The 18,279-nt window shown below is 42.6% G+C and carries 14 protein-coding genes; 9 read left to right on the plus strand and 5 right to left on the minus strand.

Going from position 1 to position 18,279, the window contains the following annotated elements:
• Position 1: 1 nt before the first annotated feature.
• Positions 2-1,729, minus strand: coding sequence for a GMC oxidoreductase (locus AV939_RS12230; protein WP_061997750.1), 1,728 nt, complete (start codon positions 1,727-1,729; stop codon positions 2-4).
• Between the two features lie 9 nt (positions 1,730-1,738).
• Positions 1,739-2,302 (minus strand): gluconate 2-dehydrogenase subunit 3 family protein, encoded by a 564-nt coding sequence (locus AV939_RS12235; RefSeq protein ID WP_063457461.1) that lies wholly within the window; start codon positions 2,300-2,302, stop codon positions 1,739-1,741.
• Between the two features lie 175 nt (positions 2,303-2,477).
• Here AV939_RS12235 and AV939_RS12245 point away from each other — a divergent pair, with 175 nt between their 5' ends.
• On the plus strand, positions 2,478-3,458 hold the full coding sequence (locus AV939_RS12245) for a sugar phosphate isomerase/epimerase family protein (RefSeq protein WP_061997753.1): 981 nt from the start codon (positions 2,478-2,480) through the stop codon (positions 3,456-3,458).
• 227 nt (positions 3,459-3,685) lie between these two features.
• On the opposite strand, the gene cysS is transcribed toward AV939_RS12245, so the two are convergent.
• Entirely contained in the window at positions 3,686-5,068 is a 1,383-nt protein-coding gene (gene cysS / locus AV939_RS12250; protein WP_057791022.1) for a cysteine--tRNA ligase, read from the minus strand.
• 161 nt (positions 5,069-5,229) lie between these two features.
• On the opposite strand from cysS, the gene AV939_RS12255 reads away from it, so the two are divergent.
• The 8 genes from AV939_RS12255 to AV939_RS12290 all read left to right on the plus strand — a co-directional run bounded on the left by AV939_RS12255 (position 5,230) and on the right by AV939_RS12290 (position 15,026).
• Positions 5,230-5,721, plus strand: coding sequence for a peptidylprolyl isomerase (locus AV939_RS12255; protein ID WP_057791020.1), 492 nt, complete (start codon positions 5,230-5,232; stop codon positions 5,719-5,721).
• Positions 5,722-5,840: 119 nt separating this feature from the next.
• On the plus strand, positions 5,841-6,566 hold the full coding sequence (lpxH, locus tag AV939_RS12260; RefSeq protein WP_057791018.1) for a UDP-2,3-diacylglucosamine diphosphatase: 726 nt from the start codon (positions 5,841-5,843) through the stop codon (positions 6,564-6,566).
• Between the two features lie 323 nt (positions 6,567-6,889).
• Positions 6,890-8,473, plus strand: a complete 1,584-nt coding sequence (locus AV939_RS12265; RefSeq protein WP_061997754.1) for an alkaline phosphatase — start codon at positions 6,890-6,892, stop codon at positions 8,471-8,473.
• Positions 8,474-8,486: 13 nt separating this feature from the next.
• Positions 8,487-10,400, plus strand: coding sequence for an alkaline phosphatase (locus tag AV939_RS12270; protein WP_061997755.1), 1,914 nt, complete (start codon positions 8,487-8,489; stop codon positions 10,398-10,400).
• A 66-nt stretch (positions 10,401-10,466) separates the two neighbouring features.
• Entirely contained in the window at positions 10,467-11,297 is an 831-nt protein-coding gene (locus AV939_RS12275; protein ID WP_057791011.1) for a hypothetical protein, read from the plus strand.
• A 110-nt stretch (positions 11,298-11,407) separates the two neighbouring features.
• Positions 11,408-12,028 (plus strand): OB-fold-containig protein, encoded by a 621-nt coding sequence (locus AV939_RS12280; RefSeq protein ID WP_057791009.1) that lies wholly within the window; start codon positions 11,408-11,410, stop codon positions 12,026-12,028.
• Positions 12,029-12,045: 17 nt separating this feature from the next.
• A complete protein-coding gene (locus AV939_RS12285; protein ID WP_057791007.1) occupies positions 12,046-13,794 on the plus strand; it encodes a flotillin family protein in 1,749 nt (582 codons plus the stop codon).
• 281 nt (positions 13,795-14,075) lie between these two features.
• Positions 14,076-15,026, plus strand: a complete 951-nt coding sequence (locus AV939_RS12290; protein ID WP_057791005.1) for a transposase — start codon at positions 14,076-14,078, stop codon at positions 15,024-15,026.
• Between the two features lie 368 nt (positions 15,027-15,394).
• Here the strand turns inward: AV939_RS12290 and AV939_RS12295 are convergent, their stop codons facing one another.
• Both AV939_RS12295 and AV939_RS12300 read right to left on the minus strand, forming a co-directional pair.
• Positions 15,395-16,801, minus strand: a complete 1,407-nt coding sequence (locus AV939_RS12295; protein ID WP_057791003.1) for a hypothetical protein — start codon at positions 16,799-16,801, stop codon at positions 15,395-15,397.
• Positions 16,801-18,012 carry a hypothetical protein gene (locus AV939_RS12300; protein WP_057791001.1) on the minus strand — a complete coding sequence of 404 codons (1,212 nt, stop codon included), beginning with the start codon at positions 18,010-18,012 and terminating at the stop codon, positions 16,801-16,803. The genes AV939_RS12295 and AV939_RS12300 overlap by 1 nt, the downstream gene beginning before the upstream one ends.
• Positions 18,013-18,279 lie beyond the last annotated feature (267 nt).

Genomic DNA, 18,279 nt, shown 5'->3' on the forward strand with positions numbered 1-18,279 from the left:
TTTATATTCTCCCTTGTCTGAATTCTGATACGGCAAAATCTACTGCGCGAGCCGTTAAAGCCATGAAGGTAATTGATGGGTTAACGACACCTGATGAACAAAAAGAAGCGCCGTCCGTCACAAACAAATTACTGATGTCGTGAGCTTGGTTATAGGCATTAAGTACCGATTTTTTAGGGTCCGCGCCCATTCGTGCGGTTCCCACTTCATGAATAGCGAGTCCGGGAGGCTTATAAGTAGGTTGAGCCTTAACATTAGAAAACCCAGCATCTTTGAAGTACTTTTCTCCCGTTTGAGCTGCTACTTCCATCATATCTAACTCATTTGGTGACCATTCACAGTCAATGTCTAACTGAGGGATTCCCCACTTGTCTTTGTGATTTTGGCTAAGTTGAACTTGATTATTCTCTCGGGGAAGCATTTCCCCCTGGGCTTGCATTGATATTTTCCAAGCACCCGCATTCTTTATTTTTTCTTTGAACTCCGTTCCTAACCCATGTGACGCGCCAAGAGATTGCCAATCTTCTCGTGATGCCCCACCTGCAAATGCATATCCTCGTTTGAAGGACTTGTGATACTTTGATTTTTCGAAATGTATATTAGGGATATAAAATGAGGCTGGACGACGCCCTTTATAAAACTCATTATCATAACCCTCGATATCCGCTTGAATATGCGCATTGTAATTATGATCCATTAGATTCTTGCCTAGCATTCCTGAGCTATTAGCAATACCTGAGGGGAAAGTTCTACTTTTACTATTAAGTAAAATTTGTGTGGTTCCTAATGTTGACGCGCACATAAATACCATTTTCGCTTTGTATTCTTTTTGCTTCATTGAAACTCGGTCAATGACGCGAACACCAGTCACTTTCTTACTCTGTTCATCGTAAATCAAACTATCAACAATGCTATTAGGTGCAATTCGCAGGAAACCTGTTTTAAGAGCGGCTGGAAGTGTGGAGCTTTGCGTAGAAAAGTACGCACCAAACGAGCAGCCTTTCTGACACTCATTGCGCGCCATACACTTAATACGCCCCAGTTCGACTTGCTCTTTTTGAGGATTAGTTAAATGAGCGCATCGACTAACGATAACCGGAGCGTCAGGATGCATGTCTGACATTTTCTTAGAGAAATCCCTCTCTGGAACATTTAATTCGAAGGGAGGCTGGAAAATACCATCAGGAAGATGTGCTAACCCTTCTGCACTTCCTGATATACCAACAAAACGTTCAACATAGTCATACCATTTTGCTAAATCGCCGTACCCGATTGGCCAAGGGTTACCAATTCCATCTTTGGCATTTGCTTCAAAGTCAAACTGACTCCAACGATAAGACTGACGGTGCCAAAGAAGAGACTTTCCCCCAAGTTGATTTCCTCTTATCCAAGAAAAAGGCTTTTTGTCAGGATGTTGATAGGGAGACTCATTGTCTTTTACAAAAAAATGCTTAGTTCCTTCATGAAAGGCGTAACATTGTTGTTGAACTCTATAGTATTCATCTTTCTCTTTCTGAGTGACTTTAGTTCTTAAATCGAACTCCCAAGGAGGCTTACCTTCTGTAATATAATCTTTTCGATGCTCAACAATAGGCCCTCGCTCTACCATAAGCGTTTTTAGGCCATTTTTAGTTAGCTCTTTCGCGGCCCAGCCCCCTGTTATCCCCGAGCCAACAACGATTGCATCAAATACCTCTTCTGATGTGTTGACTAAAATGTCGTTTATCATTTTTAAATCCTAATAATATGCTTTGGAACTATAGGCAGAGCCTACGGAAGAGTAGGGAATAGAACCTGTGTATCCACCCGGTACAGCTAAATAAGTTAGTTCTTGATTCGCTCCCTTTTGAGACGTGCAAAAACAAAAAACAACAAGTTGTTTTAGCTTCCTAAAGGTTTGTTGATCCTCGATATCAAAAGGAGATTTAGCAGAATCTAAGCTTTCTAGTAAATCAGTAAGTTCATTTTCAGAAAGTAGAGCAGCTGGCCGTTTATTCTTTCTTTCAGAACTTTTATTTAGCTTAGAAAACAGTTGTATTACCTCAGTTGTAAAAGCATTGCTGTAACAATACGTCAAGATCTCAAGAGCTTTTTCATCACTCATGGTGCCGACAGCGCCTTTGCTCGTGGTTTCAGGAATCATGATTCCACTTATTAACCTCATCAAAACGCGATCCCGCTCATCGAAACTTTTCAGCCCTGCCGAATTCCCCAAAGCGTTTACCGACGAAGGCAAAAAGCCAAGGGATAATCCTCCTGCTGTAAATGAGACAGACCTCTTTAAAAAAATTCTTCTCTGCATAACAATCACCTTTATTTTTCTTAACAATTTAATCACTTAATTCATCGGTATCAACATAAAATAAACAAGATCAAACTAAAGCATTGATTAACATATATAAATATAGGTTGAACCGGTTCATATAAATCTTTAATCTAGTTAGTGAATATTTACAAATCTATTGGAGACTGATGGGATGGAATTAAACAGACGGGACTTTCTGGGACTATTGGGCTCCTCACTTGCTATTGCACCAATAGGTTTCGCAAGTGAACAAAAATCACATCTATCTGCTTCAAGTTTAAAACTTTCCCTTTCGCAATGGTCGTTTCACAGAGCAATATTGGGCAACAGTAAAGAAGATTATGACCAATTCATCCGAGCGCTTCACACATCTCCCGATAGCGTACTCGCAGGCAACCTTGACCCCAGAGATATTTGTAAGATTTCTTCATCTCTTGAAATCCCCTATGTTGATCTAGTAAATACACTTTTTTTTGGCCACCATAGTGACTTAGAGTATCTAAAAGATTTCAACAAGCGAGCAGATGACAATGGCGTTTCGTTTCAATTGTTAATGTGCGATGAGTGTGGTTCATTGGGCGCAGAAAGCTCTTCTGAAAGACAAGCATCAATAAACAGTCACTTACGCTGGTTAGAGGCGGCCGCGATACTAGGGTGTAAACAGTTGCGGGTAAACGCATATGGTGAAGGGAGCTACCTACAGCAGCTAAACAGGTGCGCGGAATCGCTACATCGTCTATCGAATGAGTGTGAAAGCTACGGTGTTGAACTCTTAGTCGAGAATCACGGCCATGCGTCTAACAATGCAGCTTGGCTAGCTATGTTAATAGAGAACGTCAACCATCCTAACTTGGGTTTATTCACAGACTTAGACAACTTTTTCCTAGGAGGATGGAATATAACACCTGAAAGAAGATACGACCGTACACAAGGAATCATCGATTTAGCACCTTACACAAGAGGAGTCAGTGTAAAAGCTCACGATTTCGATTCTGCCGGAAATGAAGTAACAATTGATTATAAGGCACTTTTTAGTATTCTCACCCACGCTGGTTTTAATGGAAAATACAGTATTGAATACGAGGGAGATAGGCTTTCTGAACTTGAAGGAACCTTAGCAACAAAGCTCGCTACTGAAAAAGCGTTATTATAATAAGCTAATCGTTATTATTGAATGTAGTTTGTTAAGAAGTGGGGTTCCCAACACCCTACTTCATTTATTCGAACTTATAAGCTAGAGATAATTGACAAGTAAGAGCAACGACAGTATCAGGTTATTATAAGTTTTTGAGATTCATGTAGATACTTTTGGCCAGCTACCTAGCTGACCGAATGTCTCTCGATGTGTTTTCGACTAGTCTGTGTACCTATACTATGCACCTAACCTCTGCGCCAAGTCGTGCCTGCAGGTCCGTCCTCTAATACTATATTTTTAGCATTAAGTGCGTCACGAGCTGCATCTGCGGCAGCCCAGTCTTTGGCAGCACGGGCATCGTTACGCTGTTTTATTAGCGCTTCAATTTCAGCGGCTTCATCATCGTTTTCACTGCCGCCTTTGAGGAATGTATCTGGGTCGCTTTGCAGCATACCCAAAATAGCCCCTAAACCTTTAAGTACCGCGGCTAGCTTGCTCGCTTCTTCCGCATTATCTTTGTTACGGTTTATTTCACGTGCTACATCAAACAATACCGAGAACGCTTCAGGCACGTTTAAGTCGTCATCCATAGCAGTTTCAAAGCGCGCTAAATAACCGCCGTAGTTGAGGTCGGTAGACTCATCTACTGCTACACCGCGAAGCGCAGTGTATAAACGCTCTAATGCCGCTTTCGCCTGGGTGATATTATCTTGCGAGTAGCTCAACTGACTGCGGTAATGTGCCGACATTAAGAAGAAACGTAAGGTTTCAGCATCATGCTCTTGTAACACGTCACGAAGGGTAAAAAAGTTACCCAGTGACTTAGACATTTTCTCGTCGTCTACTTGCACCATACCAGCGTGCATCCACACGTTTACGTAAGGTGTGTCAAATGCACAGCATGACTGCGCCACTTCGTTTTCGTGGTGCGGAAAAGTAAGGTCAGAACCACCACCGTGAATATCAAAATGTGCACCTAGATGCTTTTTATTCATGGCAGAACATTCAATGTGCCAACCAGGGCGCCCTTCGCCCCAAGGGGATTGCCAAGCTGGCTCGCCTGCTTTCGCGGGCTTCCACAAGACAAAATCTAATGGATCGTCTTTATCAAATGCCACTTCAACACGCGAACCCGATTGAAGCTGATCTAGGTCTTGCTTGCTCAACTTACCATAATCGGGGAATTTGCTTACGTCGAATAATACATCGCCATTTGAAGCTTGATAGGCAAAACCTTTTTCCATCAATATTTTAATAATATCGATGATTTCATCCATATGACCGCTAACTGTCGGCTCTACATCTGGCTCAAGTAAATTGATAGCCGCAAAATCTTCGTGCATTTTGCCAATAGTGCGCTTAGTTAACGCTTCGAAGGTTTCACCGTTTTCATTTGCACGGGCAATAATTTTGTCGTCAATATCAGTAATATTACGAACGTACTTCACATCAAAACCTAAATGACGTAAATATCGAACAAGTATGTCGAAACTAAGGTAAGTGCGAGCATGCCCCATATGGCTTAGGTCGTACACGGTAATACCACACACATACAAGCCCACCTTCCCTTCTTGAAGCGGCACGAATTTCGCCTTGTCACGGGTACGGGTATTGTAAAGGTGTAGCATAAAGTGAATTCCTAAGTATCAAAATGGCCGCAAAGTTTAGCACTGTATGTTGCCAAATGGTAAGATTTTGCGATGCTTTTTATCATCGCTACTTCCCCGCATGGCTGGTTATGCGGTAATATTACCGAGTATTTACTTTTATAAAGGCAGGACACGCACAAATGGTTACTCTCAAAACAAACTTTGGTGATATCACCCTAGAATTATTTGAAGACAAAGCCCCTAAAACCGTAGAAAATTTCTTAGCTTATGTTAAAGAAGGTTTTTACGATGACACTATTTTTCACCGTGTCATTGACGGTTTCATGATTCAAGGCGGTGGTTTCACTGCAGATATGGATCAAAAAGACACCAAAGATACCATTGAAAATGAAGCAAACAACGGCGTTGCTAACGAGATTGGTACTATTGCGATGGCTCGTACTAACGATCCGCATTCAGCAACTGCGCAATTTTTCATTAACGTTGGCAACAACAGCTTCCTTAACCACACTAGCGAATCAGTAAACGGCTGGGGCTACTGTGCGTTTGGTAAAGTTACCGACGGAATGGACGTAGTTGAAAAAATCAAAAGCGTGAAAACCGGTTCAAGCGGTTATCACCAAGATGTGCCAGCAGAGCCTGTTATTATTGAAAAAGCAGTTGTAGCCTAGGTCTATTTAGTGGGCGTTTGAAACTTCAAATGCTCACTATCGCTACATCTTGATTAAAGGCCGTATTAGTTTAAAGCGGCCTCTTCTTTTCGAAACGCCTTTCAAAGTTGTTCATTTCTATGTCATTTACTTACTTCATCGCCGATTTACACCTAAGTGCAGACCGCCCAGATATCACCGGGTGTTTAATACAGTTCTTAGAAAATGAAGCCAAAGAGGCCGATGCCCTTTATGTATTGGGCGACTTATTTGAAGTATGGATTGGCGATGATGACGTTACCCCATTTAATACCGCTGTTGCAGAGGCATTCAAGACTTTAAGCCAACATGTGCCTATCTATTTCATGCATGGCAATCGAGATTTTGCTATACGCGAAGGCTGGGCAAATAAAGCGGGCATGACACTCATCAACGAACCCACTGTCATTGACTTATACGGGACACCCACACTTATCACCCATGGCGATGAGCTGTGCACCAACGATGTGGCTTATCAAAAATTCCGAAAGAAATCTCGCGGTTGGTGGTGGCCAAGGCTAATGCTGGCCCTACCTTTATGGTACCGACGCCGGGTTGCAAGAAATGGCCGAGCGGAAAGTAAAGAAAACCAAAAGCACCTTAAACCAGACATTATGGATGTGACACCCACAGAAGTGGTTAAGGTCATGGAGCGACATAAAGTACAGCGCTTAATTCATGGACACACACACCGACCCAACATCCACTCACTGACAACAAATGGCAAACCCGCAACCCGAATCGTATTGGGTGACTGGTACGATCAAGGCAGCACTTTATGTGTGTCACGCTCTAATGTTATGTTACAACATCACAGTTTTAAGTAGTAATATCTGATACTTAGCATCCTGTCACACTAAAAATTTCATAAATTTAATTTTATTATTTGTCTTTTAAGTATGCTTTTCTAACGCCCTAATTTGTAAAGATAATTTACAAATAGTCTTGCATCCCTTCTTTTAAATTTTGTACTTAGTAGTTGCTTTGTTAAAGCCCGTTCAAAAATCTGTCAAATAAACGTCATTTACACCATATATCGTTGAAAATAGCGCAGACAAATGATAACGAGAATTAATTTCATTTGGGAACGTACGCACTAGTTAACAATAAAACTGACAATCACAATCAAATTTCAATGTAGGGAACGACGATGAATCGTACTTGGAAAACGAAGTTAAGTGCTCTTGCACTTGTTGCTTCATCTGGTTTGCAAGCAGCTGTTTTACCCGAACACCAAACAGATAACGCATGGTATTCAGACGCGCAAAGCAAACTTACTGAAAAATTAGTGACAAACAACCAGTTCAAAGCCAAAAACGTGATTTTGTTTGTAGGCGACGGAATGGGTGTTTCTACGCTTACTTCTGCGCGCATCCACAAAGGGCAGCTTGAAGGCGGTTTGGGCGAAGAAGGTTATTTGGCATTTGAAAGCTTTCCTCACACAGCCTTAGTTAAAACCTACAATGTTGATGCACAAACTCCAGACTCAGCGGGCACTATGACCGCGATGATGTCAGGCCTAAAAACGGATGTAGGTGTTATTGGCGTTGATGAAGATATTGAACGCGGTGAATGCGCTACTGTTGCCGGCAATGAAGTTATTACTGCACTTGAACTTGCTGAAATTAAAGGTTTAGCGACCGGTATTATCTCTACTGCACGTATTACACACGCTACGCCTGCGGCCACTTACGCTAAATCGGCTGACCGCAACTGGGAAGATATTTCAGATATGCCAGAAGAGGCTGCTGCGGCCGGTTGTATTGATATTGCCGACCAACTAGTCAATTTTGAGAGCTTCCTAGAAGAAAGATACACAGGTATTGATGTAGACGGTATTGAAGTTGTTATGGGCGGTGGCCGTCGTCACTTCTTACCTAAAGACGCGTCATTTAACAGCGCCGATGCGGTTAGCGAAGTAGAAGGCGATCGTACAGACGATCGTGACCTTACCGCAGAATGGCAGCAGATGTATGAAAATGGTGTTTATGTTGTTGATCAAGCAGGTTTCGACACTTTAGACACTGAATCAACAGAACGGGTTTTTGCTTTGTTCAACGAGTCACACATGCAGTACGAAGCAGACCGCGCCAATGACGTAGCGGGCGAGCCATCTATTGCTGAAATGACCGAAGCTGCGGTAAACATTTTAGATAACAACGATGCTGGTTTCTTCTTAATGGTTGAGTCAGGCCGAATTGACCACGCCCACCACGCTGGTAATGCAGCCGGTGCACTTACAGATACTTTGGCGTTTGAAGCCGCTGTTATGGCTGCTTATGAAAACACAGATCCATCGGAGACACTTATCTTAGTGACTGCTGATCACGGCCATGTATTTACTATTGCAGGCTATCCAAAACGCGGTAATCCCATTTTAGGTAAAGTGGTCAATGTTGGAGCAGAAGAACCTGCAACAGCGTCTGACGGCACGCCATATACCACATTAGGTTACACCAACGGCTTAGGTTTTCGTGACCTTGGAACAGAAACCGATTCTGATGAAGGCTACAACTACGATAATGCGGCAGGTCGTGTGGACTTGACCGATGTAGATACCACTACCGCCGGGTATCACCAAGAAGCACTTATTCCACTTGGATCTGAAACTCACTCTGGTGAAGATATAGCATTACACGCAACCGGACCAGGAAGTCAATTAGCACAAGGTGTGATAGAACAAAATGTTGTTTTCCACCTAATCAACCAAGCCCTTGGCCTGATAAACGAATAAGTGGAGAAGAACAATGAAACTTTTTAAATTGAGTATTGTTGCATTAGCAGTTGCCGGCCTAACCGCTTGCTCTCTTGAAGGTGACGACGGTAATGATGGCGCAGCAGGAGTTGATGGCTCAAATGGCCTTAACAGCTTAACCGTGCAAACTGCGTTAGCGGTAGGTGATGCAAACTGCCCGAATAGCGGTGTACAGTTTGATTCTGGCCTAGATACCAATGCAGATGGCACGTTAGGTAGCGACGAAATTACCGATACAAGCTACGTTTGTTCTCCAGGCAGTTCTGAAGTTGCAACCGGTGAGCTACTTACTACTTTGAACAATGACTGGTTTATAGCCGCCAGTGCAGAAGTGGAAAACAATAAGCAAGTGTGGATGGATGCGACCGGCACCTCAGCAAGCATATCTAGCGCTAACATTGAAGTAGCTCAAGTAGCTAATGATGAAGAATTACAGGCTATGGTAGCCGACCTTCGCGGTAAAGCGAAAAACGTTATTCTGTTTGTTGGTGACGGCATGGGCATTTCAACCATTACAGCCGCACGAATTCTAGATGGCCAATTAAAAGGGCTTGATGGCGAAGAAAACCAGCTTAGCTTTGGTAAATTCCCATTCTCTGGACTGTCTAAAACGTATAACGTTGATGCACAAACTCCAGACTCTGCTGGCACCATGACAGCCATGGTAAGCGGTGTAAAAACAGATGTAGGTGTTATTGGTGTTGATGAAGACATTGAGCGAGGCGAATGCAGTACGGTTGCTGGCAACGAACTCGTAACCGCATTAGAACTTGCAGAAATAGCGGGGAAATCTACCGGTATTATATCTACTGCTCGTATTACTCATGCTACGCCAGCCGCTACTTACGCCAAGTCAGCCGATCGCAACTGGGAGGATATATCTGATATGCCTGAAGATGCGGTTACTGCTGGCTGCCCTGATATTGCTGATCAGCTAGTAAACTTCGAAACTAACTTAGAAGCTAACTATGAAGGCTTAGACGTTGATGGCTTAGAAGTAGTAATGGGTGGCGGCCGCCGCCACTTTCTTCCCAAAGATGCTGCATTTAATAGTATAGATGCTGCAAGCGAAGTTGAAGGTGATAGAACGGATGGCCGAGACCTTACCGCAGAATGGCAAGAAATGTATGAAAATGGTGTTTATATTGTCGACCAATCTGGTTTTGATGGCTTAGACACTGAAACGACAGAACGCGTATTTGGTTTATTTAATGAATCGCACATGCAATATGAAGCTGATCGCGGCAACGATATTGCTGGTGAGCCTTCGGTGGCAGAAATGACTGAAGCGGCTATCAATATTCTTGATAATAACGATGAAGGCTTCTTCCTTATGGTTGAATCGGGTCGTATTGACCATGCTCACCATGCTGGAAATGCTTATGGTGCTTTATACGACACTTTAGCCTTTGCAGATGCTGTTGCCATGGCTGACGAGCTGACTAACGATGAAGATACACTTATTATTGTTACTGCTGACCACGGCCATGTATTTACCATTGCAGGCTACCCTAAACGTGGTAATCCTATATTAGGTAAAGTGGTAAATGTTGGTGCTGATGAAGCCGCTACCGCGTCTGATGGTACACCCTATACCACATTGGGTTACACCAATGGTCTTGGCTTCAGAAACCTTGGCGATGAAACCAATTCAGATGCGGGTTACGCTACAGCGTACGATACAGGTCGCAAAGACCTTACTGATATCGACACCACAACCCCAGGTTATCACCAAGAAGCGTTAGTTCCAATGGGCTCAGAAACTCACTCAGGAGAAGACGTGAGTATTCATGCTAAGGGCCCTGGCGCTTTCCTAGTAAATGGTACAAACGAACAAAGCGTAATCTTCCATATTATGGACTTCGCGGGTGACTTCGTTACCCAAGCAGACGCCGTAGTGGAATAAAAAATTACGTTTATCGTCAGTTCATAAGGGAGCGTTTACGCTCCCTTATTTCGGAGTTTTATATACATGAAGTACCTAGTTTTACCCTCGTTAGCTTTAGCCACGTATGTTATTTCAGCCCTACTAACGGCAGCGCCTAGCCTCGCAACATCTGTTATCACAAATTTGGACACCCACTCCAGCACCGCAGAGTTGGACAGCCACACAACTAGTAATCTGGACACCCACACAAAATGCGAACTTGAAGCGGGTAACCTGAAAGCAGACTATACCGTCACTACCCGCCGCGGATTCACTCTGGGCAATAGCACCGAAATTTCGCTTTTGCGCTATAACAATACTGTTGCTCACCAATACCCCAAGGTTGGCATTACTGAAACTTGGACAATGGTACGAAACAAGCTAATCAAGCCTGTTCGTTATTTTGATAAGCACGAACGCGCTATCGAATATCAGCCAGGCGAAAGTATTCACGGCCGAATAGAAAAAGACTTTTCATTTCGTTATCAGTTAATTAGCAATACTTTGCTAAACAAAATGACTTTAGAGCGTTCTGAAGGCAAAGGTTGTATGAGAATTGAGTATTTAACTTATCAAAATAACAAAGTGGATATGGTGCTCGCTTTGCTACCTGAGTTAAAACTAATCCAACAGTTTCGTGTGATTGAAAAGAATACTACCCGAGAGTGGTCATTAGTTTCAGTTGACCACAATTTAAACTTAGAAGCATTTTTTGAAAGCCGTGATAAATACAAAGCTACCGATTATGCTGACATTGGCGATGATCATACCGACCCCTTTTTAACCAATATGGTAAATCAAGGGTTTATAGAAGCTGGCGCTAGCGGATTTTACGACCAAAATGGGAATGTGATAGGTGAAGGCCACCGACATTAAACTTTAGGTTTATCATATAAAACTGTCCCTAATTTGGTCGTTTTTCACTGGATATATAAACAGAATGTGATATAAAAAGGTTAGTAAAAACTTCATCAGGGACGGTGTAAATGTTAGATATTTTGCTGAGTGACGCTAATTTTTGGTTTAGCATCGCGTTAGCCACAGTAGCTATTTTATTTATTATAGAGATTGTGGGGCTTGTTTTTGGCATAAGCATGGTTGGCTTGCTTGACGATATGCCTATCTCAAATATTGATGTAGAAAGTAGTTCTATTCTTAGTTTTGGAAACTGGCTCAATTTAGATAGAGTCCCACTGTTGATATGGCTTGTGGTGCTTCTAACCATTTTCGGTTTACTCGGGTTTGTGACTAATTTCGCCACCCAATCTATCGCTAATATCACCCTCCCCGTTTGGGTTTCACTCCCTTTTGCTGCCGTTGTCGGTATCATATTCACATCGAAAGTGAGTGTGATAATTGCCGCTGTCATTCCCAAGTTTCAAACTTCAGCCATTCAAAGCGACGACTTCATTGGTGCTGTAGCGCATATTACTATTGGCATCGCATCAAAGGGGAATCCGGCAGAAGCTAAATTCACCGATGATTATTCACAGCCCCACTATGTTTTAGTCGAACCTTTTGAAGACAATGAACTCTTCAAGCAAGGTGAACGCGTTATCCTTGTTAAGAAAACTACCCACAGCTGGTTAGCCACCCGTTATCAATAATAAATAAGAGACTGAGTATGGAAACCCTTCAAACATCAAACTTACCTTCATTGCTATTTATTGCAGGTATTATTGTTATATCCCTTATCACCATTGGGCTTATTTTTGCCAAACTGTACACTCGAGCGACCAAAGAAACTGCCTTTGTTCGAACAGGCCTTGGTGGCGAAAAAGTCATCAAAGATGGTGGCGCGATAGTGCTCCCTGTTGTACATGAAATTATTCCAGTCAATATGAACACACTTCGTATAGAAGTGGAAAAAACGCAAAAAGATGCGCTTATAACGAAAGATAGAATGCGCGTTGATGTTAAAGCTGATTTCTATCTTCGCGTGGCGCCTAATTCAGCCGGAATTTCTATGGCAGCGCAAACTTTAGGTACGCGTACAACCCGAGCAGAAGAAGTTAAAAAACTAATGGAGTCGAAATTTGTCGACGTGCTACGCGCGGTAGCAGCTGAGATGACCATGACTGAAATGCATGAGCAACGTGCCGATTTTGTACAGAAAGTACAACAAAGTGTAGCCAACGATCTTGAAAAGAATGGATTGGAGTTGGAATCTGTAAGCTTAACGGGATTCGATCAAACCGACCTAGAATTTTTCAATGAAAACAATGCATTTGATGCCGAAGGTAGAGCCCGTCTGGCTAAAATAATTGAAGAAAAACGCAAAGAAACTAACGATATTCAGCAAGAAAACCGTATTCTTATTGAACAACGTAACCTAGCTGCCGAGAAACAGTCTTTAGAGGTTAAGCGCGATGAAGAAGAAGCTCGATTGATGCAAGAGCAAACCCTTGCATTTAAACGCCAAGAACAAAAAGCAGAAATCTCAAAGCAGCGTGAAATGAAAGAGCGTGAAGAGCGGGAAGCTGAAATTGCTAAAAACCGTGCTATTGAAGCGGCTGAAATTGAAAAGTCTCGCGAAATAGAAACCCAAGAGATTGCGAAAAGCCAAGCTCTTGAGCAAGCCCGCATTCGTCAACAGCAGGAAGTTGAAGTTGCCGAGCAGGTGAAACAAATTGCAGTAGCTAACAAATCGGAAGAAGAATCGGCGGCTCGAGCAAAAGCTGCGGAAGCAGAGAAAACCAAAGTTGAAAAAGAAGAAGCCGTTATTACCGCTAAATTGGTGGCCGACGCTGAACGTAAGAAGCAAATTGAAGTCATCGATGCGCAAAAAGAAGCGGAACGCGATGCGGTGAACATTACTGTTGAAGCAGCTGCCAAGAAAGAAGCAGCTAAAAATACTGCAGAAGCCATTCTCACTGAAGCAAAAGCCAGTGCTGATGCGAAGATGCTTCAAGCCGAAGCCGATGAAAAAGTACTTGCTGTAGAAGCTGCAGGTAAACAAGCCCTTTATGAAGCTGAAAATACGCTGAAAGACGAGCAAATTGAACTGCAAAAATCGCTCGCTATGATGGAAGTATTACCTGAACTGATTGAACAAGCGGTTAAGCCACTTGAAAACATTGAAGGCATAAAAATTCTTCAAGGTTATGGGCAAGGCAATAGCCAATCTGGCAATGGACAAACCGTTTCCACAGGGGGAGGTTTAGCCGACCAGGTTACTCAAGCCGCCCTTAGTTACCGTGCCAATGCGCCAGTGGTAGATGCTATGCTTCGTGAAGTGGGCTTGGTGAATAGCGAAAACGGCACCCTTGATGACCTACTTACTGGCAATAGTCAGATACTGACAGGCACCGCCGCCAGTGCGTCAGTGGCTAAAACTCCAGCCCCACCAAAACCGGATAAACAAGCTAAGTAGTTTTGAACAGCCACTGATATATTTAATTTAATAAAGCCCCTTCCTAGGGGCTTTTTTTTCGCCTAAATGAACCTAGTTCATTTTTACGATTTACCTCTTTAAACCCGAGTTCAAACTTGGACACCCACAGTGTAGGATTTCACCTTAGACAACCACACAAAAATTTCACTTAGGCTCCCAATCAGCTTTGGACATCCACACAAACCATTCTCAAGTTCAGTAGTTATCTATCTTAACTGAAGTCATGATAGTAAAACTTATTGATATCGTAGTTTCACAATATGCCACGCCCAAGAAAATCGCTTATTAGCCTACAAGATACTCCCTACTATCATTGTGTTTCGCGTTGCGTCCGCCGAGCATTTCTGTGCGGCGAAGATCACTACAGTGGTAAAAGTTACGAACACCGTCGCCAATGGGTTGAAGACCGATTGCTCACACTAGCCAATGCATTCGCGATAAACATTTGTGCTTATGCCGTGATGAGCAACCACACTCACGTGGTATTGCATGTAGATAGAGACGAAGCTCTAGCCTGGAGCACTGAAGAAGTTTTGTCGCGCTGGCATTCGCTTCACAAAGGCACTGAATTAACACGCCAATATAAGATAACTGAACAGAGGATGTTAATGTCTGAAGCACAGATCCAGGCAGTAATATCGACCGCAAACATTTATCGTCAACGTCTGTACGATATCAGTTGGTTCATGCGGCTGCTAAATGAATATATCGCACGTCTTGCGAACAAAGAGGATGACTGCACAGGCCGCTTTTGGGAGGGTCGGTTCAAGTCCCAATCGTTATTAGACGAAGCAGCATTAGCTGCTTGTATGGCATACGTCGATTTGAACCCACTTCGAGTGGGTTTAGCGAAAACGCCTGAGACCTCTGACTTTACGAGTATTCAGAAAAGAATCACGGCGGCAAAAAAGAGTGCGCAACCTAACTTTTTACTCCCATTCACCAATAGCGTTAGTAGCACGGTTAAAGGCTTGCCCTTCAAACTCAAGGATTACTTGGAATTAGTGGATAACACTGGCAGACATATAGTGGCGAATAAAACTGGGAGTATCGACCATAGCTATTCCCCTATCCTAGTCCGCACTGGGCTACAACATATAGACTGGCAATCTATGGTGATGGGCATTGAAAATCAATTCTCTACGTCGATAAGCCTAACTATAGCTATAGGTATAGGTATAGGTAAAACACAGAAACTTAAGCTAGCTTAACAAGCAATTCAGCTGCTATTTGCATCACAAGTTATCGCCTTTGTAAGAGAAGCCTAACATCTGTGATGGTCTTTCAGTTAAGTAAGTCCTCTCCACGCCCCTTGAAATAAGCTTTTGATATCAGCTAATAAACCTCCATCAGGTATTTGTATCACTATCACGGAAACTTTCCTTAGTAAAATATGTAATGCTAACCTTCAGCTTAAGACACCCACAAACTTGCAATATACATAGTGTGGGTGTCCAGATTTCACTCCCTTCCCGAACTAGAATTGTCTGTGGGTGTCTCAAGTTCGGAGCCATAAGAAATTGTGCGTGTCACTTCTGCGGGTGTGTCACTTCTGCGGGTGTCCAGATTTCACTTATAATTAATTAGTACTTTCTACAGACTTAGAGCCTTCCTTTCCACTATCTCTTGATTTGGAGTTTGAAGCGCTGAGGCTGTCTTCATATTTATTGTTATAAACCGTTTGGTTCAATCCTGTGACTTTCGATTTAACTCTCAGTACATCCGTTTTATTTGCGCATGTTTTAAATAGACTGATCACATCAGCTAAATCGGAAGAGCTTTCACTGTCAGCACTTCCCGAACTAGAATTGTCTGTGGGTGTCTCAAGTTCGGAGCCATAAGAAATTGTGCGTGTCACTTCTGCGCCGCGCAGGTAATAAAGCTGCTCTGAGAGTTTGGCTACCTCACCCTCTAAGCGTTTTTTGCCGCTTCGTGTGTATTCCATGCTGGTTTCTTCAAGCTGAGCTTCCAAATACTTTTTAAGTAAGACCCTATTCGGTAAGCTACCTAGCACTAAGCTTATTAATAGAAAACCTGTGTTGTAAACACGCGTGCGCCCTTGTACGTCTACTTTGTCGTGTAGCAAAAACATGCCTAGTAAAAGCCAAGCTGCATCGGAATACTCAAGGTCATTGCTATGTACTAAGCCAAGAAGCTTTTTCAAATCAGCAGTGTATTCCATCAGAATATTCTTACTTCTTAAATGGCTAATACCCAAACCTAAATTCTTAGATGAAAGGTTCAACTGCTCTATGAAGTCGTACATTTGTTCATCTTCAGCCACAATATTTAGCATATTATCGCGAGTATCTTTTCGCGTGAAAAAATTATCTAACTGTGTTTCTTCCGATAGCAATATGCCACTGTCTGAGGGATGGGAGCGAGCAAACTCAAACAATGAACGAAAGGTAAAATCACGTGATGCCTCTTCAATGGTTGAAATGAGTCCATCTAAATTACCAATTAAGTTGCTCAATACTTCAGGGGAAAGTTCAAGCGATTTTGGCGGCGGCTTATGACCATGGTAATTCGATAAGTGCTCCGGCAATTCAAACAGAATGTCTTCAGACTCAAGCAATACCGCAGTACACGCACGTTTCGCTTCGTAAATAGAGCGGGTAACCTTTGAATTAATATCTGAAATTTTCTCAACTGAACTGTTCAAGTGAATAATTTCTTCTCGAATCGAGTCGTTCTGTTGAATGTTCGTGGCCAAGCCGGCTATTCGAATAGCTACCAAGGCTCCCGCAAAACCCAATGCCCAACCGCCTAGCGCATCAAACAACCCCGTATTCTCTTGGGTAAGTCGCGAAGGCATAAGGTCTTCAGGTAACAAATTCCATTTAAGGGTTAACCAAAAGAACACTAAACTAATCAAACCAAACAGAATAGTAGAGAGCGTTAACTGGCTAACATGCGCTTCATCAAGCCATTCCAAAAAATGCTTAAACGGGCCTTTCCCTCTTGAAGGTGATGTATTTGACATCAAATTCCCTCCAGCGGAGAACTCTCACTGCTATTCCCTTTACCTTCACTAGCGCTAGAGCCCTGTTCGTCACCACTACCTTCAGAGTCTTTAAGCGCCTCTAACGCCCGCTGTAGTTGACTACGTTTCTCTTCGCTTAGCCCAACTAGGTCGGTTTCAAACTGTCGAACCCACTTCTTGGCTTCAATATTTTGTTGGTAATCAGAAATTTTTCCATCAATACACTTTTGTGCATCTTCAGGAGCATGTAGCAGGTCATCGAACAGTTCATCAAAGGTTTCTTCGGTAAATTGAATCATAAAGCCCACAATGCGCTCCACTTGAGTGTGGTGCAACACGCCTTTCGCTAAGGGTATATCGATGGATATTTTCAGTTCGCCATCCGATGGGTCTAGCGACATCGAAAGAAACTTGTATTCAAACTGATACCACGCAATTACAGATGCAATAAGTGAATACGGCGTTTTAGCAAAATCGAACTTATACATCATGGGGGTTTGAAATCTAACTAAGTCATCATTCCCGTAATTGATGTGAATTAGCAGTAGGCTCTTTCCATCGTGGTCAGAGTACTTGTCTAAATTCATACCAAGTTCAATCGACTGCCTTTCGCTGTTATCTCTGAATTTCCATTCCTTTCTTTCAAGGAACTGAACAATCGCTTCTTTCGGCGACACTACTTCAAATTGGCTGATATCAGAATCGGTAGGTGCACTTTCAGTTACATTATCGCGCGGCGCTGGACTATCTTCAGAGGCTGACTCAATTTCGCCATTATCAGCATCGCTTTCATCTGCCGATACTAGTTCAATTGCCTGCTTTACCGCGCCTTTAAGCATTTGCTCTAAACGTCCAACAATACCTTCGAAATTTTCGGAAAATTGGTCGAAGCTAACTTCCGATACATCACAAAACACACTGAAGCCTTTACCATCAATGAGCGTGTGAAAGGGACCGTCACTATTTTGATAATCATCGCCGCCATTTTTGATAAGTACCGCTTGTGCCACATTTCGAAGATTTTCTTCACTGTGTAAATGCAAGCGTATGCTGGTGTCATCGTCTCGCTCAGATATATCTAACGTGTAAGGTAAGGAAGAATTGTTATCAGTTTTTATAATAGAAATAGGGGTAGATGATGATAAATTCCAATCATCTTTTTGTTCGACAAAATCAGCGATGAGCGCTGAAATCCCTTTAATTAAATCCATGGCGACACCTTAAAACGTTTTGAGCTACAAAGAATTTGAGTCTTTTCAAAATCACAATATGAAGTATAAATTATTGACTTTCAAGCTGTTTAGTTATTTCATTGTATATTAGCAGGCTGATAAACATACCGATAAATCAGGATTCAAATACAATAGTTAATTATTCGATTCGTGAGTTAACAAACGGCACATCGCGCCAGTTTAATGTGTGGGCAAAACAAGAAAACCAGCAACGAACACATAATCTGTATAGCAGTAATTAAGTAC

Source organism: Alteromonas sp. Mac1, from assembly GCF_001562125.1.
Lineage (GTDB): Bacteria > Pseudomonadota > Gammaproteobacteria > Enterobacterales > Alteromonadaceae > Alteromonas > Alteromonas stellipolaris.